Origin of the sequence: Bifidobacterium italicum (assembly GCF_002286915.1) — a bacterium.
In the GTDB taxonomy this organism is placed as follows: Bacteria; Actinomycetota; Actinomycetes; order Actinomycetales; family Bifidobacteriaceae; genus Bifidobacterium; species Bifidobacterium italicum.
Window position 1 is genome coordinate 1 of sequence record NZ_MVOG01000036.1, and the last position, 14016, is coordinate 14016.

A 14016-nucleotide genomic window follows, 5' to 3' on the forward strand; every position below is an offset into this window, starting at 1 on the left:
CGCCGGCTACGACGTGAACGTCAACGGCCAGATCGACGAGCTGCNCGAGCAGATCGAGAAGATCAAGTACCCGCCCCCCCCGACGGGCGTCATNCGNAAGGGCGGGCGGACCGTTTCGAAACGGTCCGCCCGCCTTTGCGCGTCGTCCGCGACGGTTCAGACGGCGGTGCCGTTCTGGTCGAGGTTCGGGTTGTTCTTCGGATCGCCGGCCGTGAAGAACAGGCTCAGGACGCCCGCGGCGAAGCAGGCGGAGACAGTGATGATCGACCACAGCGGATGCTGCGGAAGCCACATGACGACGAAGAACATGATCGCCGAGACGACGATGATGACCCAGCTGGCCACGCGGAACCACTGGCGCACCGAATGCGGCGCGCGGATGACCTGCGGCGGGTCGAAGTCGTTGGGGTCGGTGTCCATCGCGACCTCCTCGGCATGCTCGAGCTCGCTGCTCGTCGGCTTCCACGGGCCGCTCTTGCCTTCCTTGAGGCGGCGGGACTTCTCCTGCAGCTGGTATTCGTCGATCATGCCCGAACGCGCGCGACCCTTCGTCGCGTCGTACTGGTCCGGCACGCCCCTCTTCCTCTGCGCGCGACGCTCCGCACGGTTTGCCATCGTTGCTCCTTTCGCAAGACACGTTGCCCACGCCGCTGCCGGCGTGCTCACCGTCCTCTACTGTACTGCAACCCGCGGCATGCGGGCGGCGGGTTGCGCCCATCGCCGCAAGGCGACGCCCCGCCCGCCGTACGCACGACGGCCGGGGCGGCTCCCCTCGCATGTGCGACGGGAGCCGCCCCGGATCCGAAGGTCCTTCGCGCGCGTCAGCGCCGCGGCAGCGACATCGGCCGCTGCGAGGCGACGATCGGCGCCGGCAGCTCGGTCGGCTCGCCGGTGAGGTAGGCGTCGACGGCGGCCGCGCATGAACGGCCCTCGGCGATCGCCCAGACGACGAGGCTCTGGCCGCGTCCGGCGTCGCCGCACGAGAACACGCCCTCCTGCGAGGTGTGGAAGGCGTCGTCGCGCGCCACGTTGCCGCGCGCGTCGAGGTCGCATGGCAGCTGCTCGCTCAGCGTCGCCGTGTCCGGATGCAGGAAGCCGACCGAGATGAGCACGAGGTCGGCGGGGATGACGCGTTCGGTGCCCGGTTGGCGGGTGAACGGCCCGTCCTCGCCCGGCGCGACGGTCACGACCTTCAAGCCGGTCACATGGCCCTGCTCGTCGGCGACGAAGCCCTCGGTGCGCGCCGCGTGCTCGTAGGTGATCTTCGTGCCGTCCTCCTCGCCGACGAAGCCGACGGAGTCCGTGTTGTACACGTACTCGCCGCCCTCCTCCATCGACGACGTCTTCTGGTAGAGGCGCGCGAAGGTCGGCCACGGCTGGTTGTCGGGACGCGACGACGGCTCCTGCGGCATGATCTGCAGGACCGTGACGTCCTTCGCGCCCTGGCGGATCGACGTGCCCAGGCAGTCCGATCCGGTGTCGCCGCCGCCGATGATGACGACGTGCTTGTCCTTGGCCGTGATGCCGTGCACCGGCTCCTTGCCGTAGACGCGGCGCGTCGCGTCAGGCAGGAAGTCCATCGCGAAGTGGATGCCGTCCATCTCGCGGCCCGGGATGTTCATGTCGCGCGGCACCGTCGAGCCGATCGCGACGACGACCGCGTCGTAGCGCGAGCGCAGGTCGTCCCAGGTGATGTCGCGGCCGATCTCGGTGTTCGTGCGGAAGCGCGTGCCCTCGGCCTTCATCTGCTCGACGCGGCGGTCGAGGATGCGCTTGTCGAGCTTGAAGTTCGGGATGCCGTAGCGCATCAGGCCGCCGACCTCGTCGTCGCGTTCGTAGACGACGACGGTGTGGCCTGCGCGCGTCAGCTGCTGCGCGCAGGCGAGGCCGGCCGGGCCGGAGCCGACGACGGCGACGGTCTGCGAGCTCAGCCGCGCCGGCGGCAGCGGCTTGACGTAGTCGAGCTCCCAGGCCTGGTCGATGATCGTCACCTCGTCGTTCTTGATCATCGTCGGGGGCTGGTGGATGCCGAGCACGCACGCCGATTCGCACAGCGCCGGGCAGATGCGTCCGGTGACCTCCGGGAAGTTGTTCGTCATCGACAGGCGATTGTACGCCTCCTCCCACTTGCCCTGGCGCACGAGGTCGTTCCATTCGGGGATGAGGTTGCCCAACGGGCATCCGGACATGCAGAACGGCGTGCCGCAGTCCATGCAGCGGGCCGCCTGCTCCCGGGTCCAGTCCTGCAGGCCGTTCTCGGCGTGCACGTCGAACCAGTCCCTGATGCGTTCTTCGACGGGGCGTTCGGCCAGCTCCCTGCGGGTGCGGACCTTGAGGAATCCACGTGGGTCTGCCATGTCAGCGCGCTCCTTCCATAACCTGCTCGTACGTCTGCTCCCAGACGCCGGGCTCATTGAAATCGATGTCCTCGGCCTTCGCCCGCTCCATCGCGCGGGTCATCGCGACGAACTGCCTGGGCACCATGTGCGTGAAGCGGTCGCGCGCATGCTCCCAGTCGTCGAGCAGGCTCTGCGCGAAGCGCGAGCCGGTGCGTGCGGCATGCTGCTCGACGAGGCCGCGCACATGCGCCGCCGTTTCGTCGTCGAGCCGCTCGAACAGCAACGCGCCGTTCGCCGAGGCCGGGTTGACCTTGTCCATGTCCAGGTCGAGGACGTAGACGTGGCCGCCGGAGAAGCCGGCGCCGAGGTTGCGGCCGGTGGGGCCGAGGATGACGACCTCGCCGCCGGTCATGTACTCGCAGCCGTGGTCGCCGACGCCCTCGACGACGAAGGTCGCTCCGCCGTTGCGCACGCCGAAGCGTTCGCCCGCGCGGCCGGCGACGAACATCGCGCCGGAGGTCGCGCCGAAGCCAAGGACGTTGCCGGCGATGACGTTCTCGTGCGGGTCGTAGGTGACGTCCTGCGGCGCCGCGATCGAGATGCGGCCGCCCGACAGGCCCTTGCCGGCGTAGTCGTTGACCTCCCCGACGATGTGCAGCGTCTCGCCGCGCGGGATGAATGCGCCGATCGACTGGCCGCCGGTGCCTTCGAGCTCGAGTTCGACCGTGTCGTCCGGCAGGCCCTCCTCGCCGTAGCGGCGCGTGATCTCGTAGCCGAGCATCGTGCCGAGCGTGCGGTTGACGTTGCGGATCCCCTTGGCGATCGTGACGTGCTCGCCGCGTTCGAGCGCCGGCTCGGCGAGGGCGATGAGCTCGTTGTCGAGCGCCTTGTCGAGCTCGTGGTTCTGCTCGATCGTCCTGTGCAGGATCGTGCCGGGGACCGGGCCCGGTTGCATGAGCACGTTGCCCAGGTCGATTCCCTCGGACTTCCAGCGCCTGATCGCCTCGTCCTGGTCGAGGCACTCGACGTGGCCGACGGCCTCCTCGAGCGTGCGGAAGCCCAGCTCGGCGAGCAGCTCGCGCACCTCCTCGGCGATGAACATCATGAAGTTGACGACGTGCTCGGGCTTGCCTGTGTAGCGCGCGCGCAGCTCCGGGTCCTGGGTCGCGATGCCCTGCGGGCAGGTGTTCTTCTGGCAGGCGCGCATCATGACGCAGCCTTCGACCATGAGCGCCGTCGTCGCGAAGCCGAACTCCTCGGCGCCCAGCAGCGCGGCCACGACGACGTCGCGGCCGGTCTTGAGCTCGCCGTCGCACTGCACGGTGATGCGCGAACGCAGGCCGTTGAGCACGAGCGTCTGCTGCGTCTCGGACAGGCCGATCTCCCATGGCGTGCCGGCGTGGCGGATCGCGTTGAGCGGGGCCGCGCCGGTGCCGCCGTCGTAGCCCGAGATGAGCACGACGTCGGCGTGGCACTTGGCGACGCCGGCGGCGATTGTGCCGACGCCGAACTCGGAGACGAGCTTGACGTGGATGCGCGCCTTCGGGTTGGACATCTTCGCGTCGTTGATCAGCTGCTTGAGGTCCTCGATCGAGTAGATGTCATGGTGCGGCGGCGGCGAGATGAGCTCGACGCCCGGCGTCGCGTGGCGCACCTTGGCGATCCACGGCGGCACCTTCGCGCCCGGCAGGTGGCCTCCCTCGCCCGGCTTGGCGCCCTGGGCGAGCTTGATCTGCAGATCGGTGGCGTGCACGAGGTAGTCGCTCGTCACGCCGAAGCGCGCCGAGGCGATCTGCTTGATCTTGCTGCACAGCATCGGGTCGTTGAGGCGTTCGACCGATTCGCCGCCCTCGCCGGAGTTCGAGCGCGCGCCGATCGAGTTCATCGCGATCGCGAGCGTCTCGTGCGCCTCCTTCGAGATCGAGCCGTAGCTCATCGCGCCGGTCGAGAAGCGCTTGACGATCTCGCTCGCCGGCTCCACCTCGTCGATCGGCACGGGCTTGCGCGCGTGGTTGAACTTCATCAGGCCGCGCAGCGTCATGATCCGGTTCGACGTGTCGTTGATGTGCGCCGAGTAGCGCTTGAACATCGCGTAGTCGCCGCGCTGCGTCGACTGCTGCAGCAGGAAGATGGCCTCGGGGTCGTTGAGGTGCTCCTCGCCGGTGCGGCGCCACTTGTACTCGCCGCCGGTGCGCAGCGTGCGGTGCGGCGTGGCCGTCCACTGGTTCGGGTAGGCGACGCGGTGGCGGATCGCCACCTCCTCGGCGAGGTCGTCGAGGCCGCAGCCGCCGACGCGCGAGACGGTGCCGGTGAAGTAGGCGTCGATGACCTCCTGGTTGAGGCCGACGGCCTCGAACAGCTGGGCGCCGCGGTAGCTCATGATCGTCGAGACGCCCATCTTGCTCATGATCTTGAGCACGCCGGTCGACAGCGCGTTCCTGACGTTCGTCACGGCCGTGGCGGCGTCGACCTCGAGGAAGCCGGTGCGCGCGAGCTCCTCGACCGATTCGAAGGCGAGGTAGGGGTTGACGCAGGCGGCGCCGTAGGCGATGAGCAGCGCGACGTGGTGGATCTCGCGCACGTCGCCGGCCTCGACGACCATCGAGACCTGCGTGCGCGTCTTGCGGCGCAGCAGGTGGTGCTGCACGGCCGACGTGAGCAGCAGCGACGGGATCGGCGCCATCATATGGTTCGAGTCACGGTCCGACAGGATCAGGAAGTTGCTGCCGTCCTCGATCGCGCGGTCGACCTCGTCGAAGATCTCGTCGAGGCGTCCCTTGAGCGCCTCGCCGCCGCCGGTCACCTGGTACAGGCCCTTGATGACGGCCGGCTTGTAGTAGCCGTCGAGCTGGCGGGCGCGGTCGACGTTCTTGAGCTGCGCCATCTCGTCGGAGTCGATGACGGGCTGTTCGATGAGGATCTTCTTCGCGTGCGTCGCGCAGTCCTCGAGCAGGTTCGGCTCGGGGCCGATCGCCGATTCGATCGACGTGACGATCTTCTCGCGCTCCCAGTCGAGCGGCGGGTTCGTGACCTGGGCGAACTTCTGCGTGAAGTAGTCGAAGAGCATGCGGCTGCGTCCCGAGAGCACGGACAGCGGGATGTCGGTGCCCATCGAGCCGAGCGGCTCCTTGCCGGTGTCCGCCATCGGCTTGAGCACCATCTTGAGCTCCTCCTGCGTGTAGCCGAAGGCGCGCTGGCGGCGGTGCACCGACTGGTCGGAGTAGTTCACGTGCTCGCGTTGCGGCAGCTGGGCCATGTTCACGGTGTTGCCCTCGACCCATGCGCGGTACGGGTGCTGTGCGGCGAGCTCGCGCTTGATCTCGTCGTCCTCGACGATGCGGCCGGCGGCCGTGTCGACGAGGAACATCCTGCCCGGTTCGAGGCGCCCCTTGCGCACGATGCGCGAGTCGTCGACCTGCGGCAGCACGCCGGCTTCGGAGGCGAGCACGACGTAGCCGTCGTCGGTGACCTGCCAGCGGCCGGGGCGGAAGCCGTTGCGGTCGAGCAGCGCGCCGACCTGCACGCCGTCGGTGAACACGAGGTCGGCGGGGCCGTCCCACGGCTCGATGAGCGCGTTGTTGTACTCGTAGAAGGCGCGCACGTCGGGGTCGAGCTCCTTGTTCTTCTCCCATGCCGGCGGCACCATCATCAGGATCGCGTGCGGCAGCGAACGGCCGGCGAGGTTGAGCAGCTCGAGGACCTCGTCGAAGGTGCCCGAATCCGAATAGCCGGGAGTCAGGATCGGCAGCAGGTCGTCCATGTCGCCGAGCAGCTCGGACTTCAGGCGCCCCTGACGCGCCGAGAACCAGTTGCGGTTGCCCTGGATCGTGTTGATCTCGCCGTTGTGGGCGATCAGGCGGAAGGGCTGGGCGAGCGGCCACGACGGGAACGTGTTCGTCGAGAAGCGCGAATGGACGATCGCGATCGTCGTCTTCATGCGCTCGTCGGACAGGTCCGGGAAGAACGGCTTGAGCTGCATCGTCGTGAGCATGCCCTTGTAGGTGAGCGTGCGCGCCGACAGCGACGCGAAGTAGATGCCGACCTCGTGCTCGGCGCGCTTGCGCACATGGTAGACGCGCCGGTCGAGCTCGATGCCGGCGAGCTCGCGGCGCGGATCGGCGAGCACGAGCGTCTTGAAGGACGGCATGCTGGCGAGCGCCTGCAGGCCCAGACCGTTGGGGTCGGTCGGCACGACGCGCCATGCGAGGACCTCGAGCCCCTCCTCGGCGGCGATCTTCGCGATCGCCTGCTCCTGGCGCCCGCAGGCGGCGGTGTCGCGGTCGAGGAACGCGATGCCGGCCGCGTACCGGCCCGCCTCGGGCAGTTCGGCGTCGATCGTCGCGCGCATGAACTCGTCGGGCATCGCCATGAGGATGCCGGCGCCGTCGCCGGTGTTCTCCTCGGCGCCCACGGCGCCGCGGTGGTTGAGGTTGACGAGCACCTCGATGGCGTCGTCGACGATCCTGCGTTCTGCCCTGCCGTTGAGGGTGGTGACCATGCCCACGCCGCAGGCGTCATGCTCGCTGCCGGGGTCGTACATGCCTTCCGGACGACGGATCGTCAAATCAAGCGGGGTTCCAAACGTCACCGCAATCACCTCTCTAGTCACAGGGGACGCCCATCCCCTATCGCACGGTTGTCAGCCAAGATTACCGTCGCCGCGCATGGGGGACGGCCTCGCGACCGTATCGCGGAGCGGGCGCGTCCATCCAGCGGGACCGCGCGCGCCGGGCACAGCGGACGCGGTCGGGCAATCCGGCCTTTCGCATTCTATTGGGCGCAATATTTCGGAAGTATGACGAGCGCGCCGGCCGCGGTGAAAAAAGTCACATAGTGAGACGCTTCCCTACAGCAGTGCGTCGAACAGCCGCTCGATGACGGCGTCGTTGAGCAGGCGGCCGCGTCGCGTCGCCACGAGACGGCCGCCTCGTGCGCGCTCGACGAGCCCCTCGTGCACGAGCTCGTCGGCGACGGCGGAGGCGTCGTGTCCGCTAACGCGTTCGATCTCCGCAAGGTCGAGCCCTTCGCGCAGGCGCATGCCGAGCATGACGCGCTCCTCGACGTCCTCGTCGGCGCCGATCCGCTCGCTGTCCGCCCACGGCACGTCGCCGAGGCGCACCCGCTGCGCCCACGCGCGCGGATGGAGCAGGTCCCATGCGCGCAGCGAGCGCGCCGGTCCGTCGCCGGCCGGCAGCGTGTAGTGACTGTGGGCGCCGGGGCCGACGCCGGCCCAGTCGACGTTCCTCCAGTAGCCGAGGTTGTGCCGGCTCTCATGGCCGGGCCGCGCCCAGTTCGAGATCTCGTACCATCGCAGCCCCGCGGCCGCGCACATGTCGTCGACGATCTCGTACTTGGCGGCCTCGTCGTCGTCGTCCGGCGCCGCCAGTTCGCCGGCGGCGATGCGCCGCCCCATCTTCGTGCGCGCCTCGACGGTGAGCGCGTAGGCGGACAGGTGGTCGACGCCCAGCGCAAGCGCGGTCCGGACGCTCGCGCGCCAATCGTCGAGGCTTTCGCCGGGCGCGCCGTAGATGAGGTCGACGCTCGTCTCGAGGCCGGCCCCCCGCGCCGCGCGCACGCCTTCGGCGACGTTGCGGGGCGTGTGCGTGCGGTCGAGCGTGCGCAGCACATGCGGGACCGCCGACTGCATGCCGAAGGAGATGCGTGTGAAGCCGCCGTCGGCGAGCGCGCCGATCGAGTCGGCGTCAACGGTGTCCGGGTTCGCCTCGGTCGTGATCTCGGCGCCGTCCTCGATGCCCCACAGCTCGCCGATCGTCTCGACGATCGCGATCAGGTCGCGCGGCGGCAGCACGGTGGGCGTGCCGCCGCCGAAGAAGACGCTCGAGACGGCCGGCTCGTCGATGCCGTGCCCGAGCTGCCAGCGGCGCAGCAGGCGCAGCTCGGCGATCGCCGTCGACGCGTAGTCGCCGCGCGAGGCGCCGGGCCCCATGTCCGGCGCCGTGTAGGTGTTGAAATCGCAGTAGCCGCAGCGTCGCAGGCAGAACGGCACATGCACGTAGACCTCGTAAGTCATCTCGGTCCTCCGCCGCCGCGTTCAGCCTTCGGTCTTCTGGGCGGCGCGGATCTTGTCCTTCGTGTCGCGGTCGTTGCCGGTCTCGCCGGTCGCCAGCGCGGCGACGAAGGCCTCCTGCGGCACCTCGACGTGGCCGAGCATCTTCATGCGCTTCTTGCCGGCCTTCTGCTTCTCGAGCAGCTTCCGCTTGCGGGTGATGTCGCCGCCGTAGCACTTGGCGAGCACGTCCTTGCGCAGCGCGCGTATCGTCTCGCGCGCGATGATGCGCGAGCCGATCGCGGCCTGGATCGGGATCTCGAACTGCTGGCGCGGGATGAGCTCGCGCAGCTTCTTCGTCATCATGACGCCGTAGCTGTACGCCTTGTCGCGGTGCACGATCGCCGAGAACGCGTCCACCTTCTCGCCCTGGATGAGGATGTCGACCTTGACGAGGTCGGCGGCCTGCTCGCCGTCCTCGTGGTAGTCGAGCGACGCGTAGCCCTTCGTGCGGCTCTTGAGCTGGTCGAAGAAGTCGAAGACGATCTCGGCGAGCGGGATGCGGTAGTGCATCTCGACGCGGTCGGCGGAGATGTACTCCATCGTGCCCATGACGCCGCGGTGGTCCTGGCACAGCTCCATGACGGCGCCGATGAACTCCTTGGGGGTGATGATGTCGGCCGCCACGACCGGCTCGACGATCCTCTTGATCTTGCCCTCGGGGAACTCGCTCGGGTTGGTGACGCGGTGCACGGTGCCGTCCTCGCTCGTCACCTCGTACGGCACGTTCGGCGCCGTCGAGATCAGGTCGAGGCCGAATTCGCGGCTGAGGCGCTCGGAGACGATCTCCATGTGCAGCAGTCCGAGGAAGCCGCAGCGGAAGCCGAAGCCGAGCGCGACCGAGGTCTCCGGCTCGTAGACGAGCGCGGCGTCGTTGAGCTTGAGCTTGTCGAGCGCCTCGCGCAGCTCCGGGAACTGCGCGTTGTCGATCGGGAACAGGCCCGCGTACACCATCGGCTGCGGATCGCGGTAGCCGGGCAGCGCCTCGGACGCCGGATGCGCGGCCGACGTGATCGTGTCGCCGACCTTCGACTGGCTCACGTCCTTCGCGCCGGTGATGACGTAGCCGACCTCGCCGGCGCCGAGCGCGCGCGTCGGCATCATGTCCGGGCTGATGACGCCGATCTCGATCGGGTCGTAGGTCGTGCCCACGCCCATCATGTGCAGCTTCTCGCGCGAGCGCAGCTCGCCGTCGACCATGCGGATGTAGGTGACGATACCGCGGTAGGAGTCGTAGACGGAGTCGAAGATGAGCGCGCGGGCGTCGCCGTCCGGGTCGCCCGACGGCGCCGGCACGTCGACGACGATGCGGTCGAGCAGCTCGCGCACGCCCTCGCCGGTCTTGCCCGACACGCGCAGCACGTCGGACGGGTCGCAGCCGATGAGGCCGGCGATCTCCTCGGCGTGCTTGTCCGGCTCAGCGCTCGGCAGGTCGATCTTGTTGAGCACCGGGATGATCGTCAGATCGTGGTCGATCGCCATGTACAGGTTGGAGAGCGTCTGCGCCTCGATGCCCTGCGTGGCGTCGACGAGCAGCACGGCGCCCTCGCATGCGGCGAGCGCGCGGGAGACCTCGTAGGTGAAGTCGACGTGGCCCGGGGTGTCGATCATGCCGAGCGTGTACTCCTGGCCGTCGTAGGTCCACGGCACGCGCACGGCCTGGGACTTGATCGTGATGCCGCGTTCCTGCTCGATGTCCATGCGGTCGAGGAAGCGGTCGCGCATCTCGCGCTCGGGGACGATGCCGCTGAGCTGAAGGATGCGGTCCGCGACCGTCGACTTGCCGTGGTCGATGTGCGCGATGATGCAGAAATTGCGGATCGCCGACTGATCGGTGAAACCGGGCTGATTGTGATGCTGGCTCAAGCCGCCCTCCTGTTGTACGATATCCGCGACCATTCTAGCGGCAGCGCACGGCAAACGGCCCCGCGCGCCGCATGCGACTTTATCCGCGGTGCATGGTATGCTTCACTTCCGTATGTCCTTATAGAAACCGTTGTTTGGAGAATACATAGTGGCAAACATCAAGTCGCAGAAGAAGCGCGTCCTCACCAACGAGAAGGCGCACAGGCGCAACGTCGCGGTCAAGTCCGCGATCAAGACCGCGATCCGTCACACGCGCGAGGCCATCGCCTCCGGTGACAAGGCCGCCGCCGAGGCCGCCTTCCAGATCGCCGGCCGCAAGCTCGACCAGGCGGCCAGCAAGGGCGTCATCCACAAGAACCAGGCCGCGAACCGCAAGTCCGGTCTGGCGCTGAAGATCAACGCGATGTGATCCGATATCACGCTTGACGAGGGGCCCGGATGGAGCGATCCATCCGGGCCCCTCTCGCATTCCCGGCGGTCGGCGGCCGCGAGTCGGACGGCCGTCAACCGTCCTGCCGGTCGTCCGACTCCGTTCCTGCCGCGGCCGGCCCATCGGCGTGGTCCTCCCCCGGCCGCGCACCGGTGACGCGCGTGCGCGCGTCACTGGTGCGATGGTGGATGCGCCGTTCGAGCAGAACACGCGGCAGATGCGCCTTCGCGCGCGGCACGGCCCGCGGCAGCTGCCAGTCGAAGCGCACCGAGCCGAGCCGCAGCAGCACGACGACGATGACGATCGCCACATCGAGCGCCATCGCGACGCGTTCGGAGATCATGCCGCGCGCCCGCCAACGCCACACCGGCACCGTGAGCATGCTGCCGATGACGGCGGGCATGATGTACCAGTGCCGGTCGCGGATGACCATCGGCACCTCGTTGAGCAGGATGTCGCGGATCATGCCGCCGCCCATCGCCGTGAACGTGCCGAGGAAGACGGCCGTCATGCCGCTCGTGTTGTACAGCAGCCCCTTGCTCGCGCCGTTGACGGCGAACAAGCCGAGCGCGAGCGCGTCGATCGTCAGCATCGACCATTTGAGTCGGTCGACCTCCGGATGGATGATCGCGACCGTGCAGCCGGCGAGCAGCGCCGTGAGCACCGAGACGCGGTCGGAGATGCCGACCGGCGGCACTGCGCCGAGCAGCACGTCGCGGATGATGCCGCCGCCGAGCGCCGTGAGCCATGCGGTGATGATGATCGTGAAGACGTCGTAGCCCTTGCGGATCGCGGCGAGTCCCCCCGCCATGCCGCAGCAGAAGATGGCGAGGTACTCGACGCCCCGGAAGAACGGCGAGCTCTGCAGCACGACCTCCATCGCGTCTCCTTTCCCGCGCGCCGGCGCGAAGGCATGTCCGGCGCGGATCCCACCCATTGTACGTGCGTCCGCGTCCCCTACGCGCACGGCGTCATCGGCGCCGGCGGGGATGCGAAACGGGGCGGGCATCGCGATGATGCCCGCCCCGTCACTACGATTCAACGGGAAGCGCTCAGCACACCTTCCACATCCAGTCGTGCGGGTCCTCGATCTCCCCCAGCTGGATGCCGAGCAGCTGGTTGCGGATCGCCATCGTCAGCTCGCCCGGTTCGCCGTCGCCGACGGTGACGTCGAACTTCTCGGACTTGAAGCGGCCGATCGGCGTGACGATCGCGGCGGTGCCGCAGGCGAAGACCTCGGTGACCTCGCCGGAGCGGATCTCGTCGAGCAGCTGCTCGAGCACGATCATCGTCTCGACGACGTCATGGCCGTCGTCCTCGAGCAGCTGGATGATCGAACGGCGCGTGACGCCCGGCAGGATGTTGCCGGTCAGGCTCGGCGTCTCGACATGGCCGTCCTTGTGGACGACCATCATGTTCATGCCGCCGAGCTCCTCGAGATAGGTCTTCGTGGCCGCGTCCACGAAGCACACCTGCTCGCAGCCCTCGGCGATGCCGCGGTACTCGCCGAGCAGCGAAGCGGCGTAGTTGCCGCCGCACTTGGCGAAGCCGGTGCCGCCGGGGCCGGTACGGAACCACTTGTCCTCGACCCAGATGCTCACCGGCTTGACGCCGCCGGCGAAGTACGGGCCGGACGGCGACGCGATGACGCAGTACTCGACCTCCTCGGGGGCGCGCACGCCGAGGAAGGCCTCGGACGCGAAGATGAACGGACGCAGGTACAGCGTGTACTCGCGGCGCGCCGGGACCCACCGGACGTCCTTCTCGACGAGCGCGGCGCACGAGCCGAGGAAGTCCTCGACCGAGACCTCGGGCAGGTACAGGCGCTTCGCGGAGTTCTGCAGGCGCTCGGCGTTCGCATCCGGGCGGAACAGCCAGGTGGAGCCGTCGGCGTGACGGTAGGCCTTGAGGCCCTCGAAGACCTCCTGCGCGTAATGCAGCACCGACGCGCCCGGATCGAGCTTGAGCGGCGCGTACGGCTCGATGCGGCGGTCGGACCAGCCTTCGCCCTTCGTCCACGTCATGTGGGCCATGCTGTCCGAGAAGACCTGGCCGAAGGCCGGCTTGTCGATGAGCTCCTCGCGCTTGGCGTCCGAGGCCGGGTTCGGGTTCGGCAGGACGGTGAAGCGTTCGCCGAGGGAATCGATGTACGCGGGATCGTGATGGGATTCATTGGTCATGGTGATGCTTCTTTGGGTGTGTCGTGAAAAATCGAAATCGTAGTGGTTGTCCATGAGCGCTTTTGGCGCCGACATGCTTCACTCTTGCACAACCCCATGTCCAACGCGTTTCGCGCGTTCACATACTGGCCATCGCGCCCGGGGACGGCGACGCCCGCCCCGGGGGCCGGGGCGGGCGTCGCGATGGGTCCGGGAGGCGCGTACGCGCCGCGGCGGAAGGTCAGGCGGCCGGGTTCGACTCATCGATGGCCGGGACATTCTCCTCCTGCTCCTCGGTGACCTCGGTCAGCGGCGCGTCCTGCGGCACCTCGACGGTGACGACGGACTCGTCGAGGTCCTCCATGTCGAGCTCGACGCCCTCGGGCAGCGCGAGGTCCTTGAGGAAGACCTTGTCGCCGTCGGCGAGGCCGTCGACGGTCACGACGATGCGCTCCGGCAGGTTGCTGACGTCGGCGCGGACCTTGAGCTCCTGGATGTCGACGAACGCGACGGCGGCGCCCTTCGGGGTGCCCTCGACGAAGACCGGCACCTCGACGTCGATCTTCTCGCCGGCCTTGACCTCGTAGAAGTCGATGTGCTCGACGATGCGCTTGACCGGGTTGCGCTGGACGTCCTTGACGACCGCGAGCTTGCTGTCCTCGCCGTACTTGACGGTGATCAGGGCGTTCGTGTGGCGCAGCGCGAGCGTCGTCTCCTTCATCGGGAGCTTGACGTAGACCGGCTGGTCGCCGCCGGCGTAGATCGTCGCCGGGATCTGCTGCGCGGCGCGCATGCGGCGCGACGGGCCCTTGCCGAACTCGGTGCGCGGTTCACCTTCGAGGACGATGGTGGTGTTTGCCATGATGATTCTCCTTTATGCTCCGTCTTCGGCGCATCAACGAGCCGAAGACGCGCGGGGAGCGTCTTCGTGCCGAGTCGATAACGGAAGGCGCATAGGCCTTCCCTCGCCAAAGCAACGTTTCGAGGATAGGCGCCGGAGTGGACAACGCGCGGCGCGTTCCCCCTGCGCATGGACGGGGTCCGGCCGGCCCCGGCCGGCCCGCGTCCATGTACAATGTGCTGCAGTCGATCGGATACGTCGCATATCATCCGAGGAATCGAGGGAACGCCGGTCATGTCATCGTCATCGCCGTC

9 protein-coding genes are annotated in these 14016 nt (G+C 68.3%); 1 reads left to right on the top strand and 8 read right to left on the bottom strand.

Going from position 1 to position 14016, the window contains the following annotated elements; translation table 11 throughout:
* Window positions 1–156: 156 nt before the first annotated feature.
* The 5 genes from B1400_RS07935 to lepA form a co-directional block, all read right to left on the bottom strand.
* Window positions 157–615, bottom strand: a complete 459-nt coding sequence (locus B1400_RS07935; RefSeq protein ID WP_095613877.1) for a hypothetical protein — start codon at window positions 613–615, stop codon at window positions 157–159.
* 206 nt (window positions 616–821) lie between these two features.
* Window positions 822–2357 (bottom strand): glutamate synthase subunit beta, encoded by a 1536-nt coding sequence (locus B1400_RS07940; protein ID WP_095613878.1) that lies wholly within the window; start codon window positions 2355–2357, stop codon window positions 822–824.
* A gap of 1 nt (window position 2358) precedes the next feature.
* Window positions 2359–6879: a glutamate synthase large subunit gene (gene gltB / locus B1400_RS07945; protein WP_201260211.1), complete on the bottom strand. Its 4521-nt coding sequence runs from the start codon at window positions 6877–6879 to the stop codon at window positions 2359–2361.
* A gap of 306 nt (window positions 6880–7185) precedes the next feature.
* Window positions 7186–8370 carry a radical SAM family heme chaperone HemW gene (gene hemW, locus B1400_RS07950; protein WP_095613880.1) on the bottom strand — a complete coding sequence of 395 codons (1185 nt, stop codon included), beginning with the start codon at window positions 8368–8370 and terminating at the stop codon, window positions 7186–7188.
* A gap of 21 nt (window positions 8371–8391) precedes the next feature.
* Window positions 8392–10305, bottom strand: a complete 1914-nt coding sequence (lepA, locus tag B1400_RS07955) for a translation elongation factor 4 (protein ID WP_407641084.1) — start codon at window positions 10303–10305, stop codon at window positions 8392–8394.
* 115 nt (window positions 10306–10420) lie between these two features.
* Between lepA and rpsT the strand changes: the two genes are divergently transcribed.
* Window positions 10421–10681 (top strand): 30S ribosomal protein S20, encoded by a 261-nt coding sequence (gene rpsT / locus B1400_RS07960; protein WP_095613882.1) that lies wholly within the window; start codon window positions 10421–10423, stop codon window positions 10679–10681.
* 94 nt (window positions 10682–10775) lie between these two features.
* Here rpsT and B1400_RS07965 read toward each other — a convergent pair whose 3' ends face one another.
* The 3 genes from B1400_RS07965 to B1400_RS07975 form a co-directional block, all read right to left on the bottom strand.
* A complete protein-coding gene (locus B1400_RS07965) occupies window positions 10776–11582 on the bottom strand; it encodes a trimeric intracellular cation channel family protein (RefSeq protein ID WP_095613883.1) in 807 nt (268 codons plus the stop codon).
* A 172-nt stretch (window positions 11583–11754) separates the two neighbouring features.
* Window positions 11755–12882, bottom strand: coding sequence for a branched-chain amino acid aminotransferase (locus B1400_RS07970; protein WP_095613884.1), 1128 nt, complete (start codon window positions 12880–12882; stop codon window positions 11755–11757).
* 220 nt (window positions 12883–13102) lie between these two features.
* Complete coding sequence (locus tag B1400_RS07975; protein WP_095613885.1) at window positions 13103–13723, bottom strand: 50S ribosomal protein L25/general stress protein Ctc; 621 nt, start codon at window positions 13721–13723, stop codon at window positions 13103–13105.
* Window positions 13724–14016 lie beyond the last annotated feature (293 nt).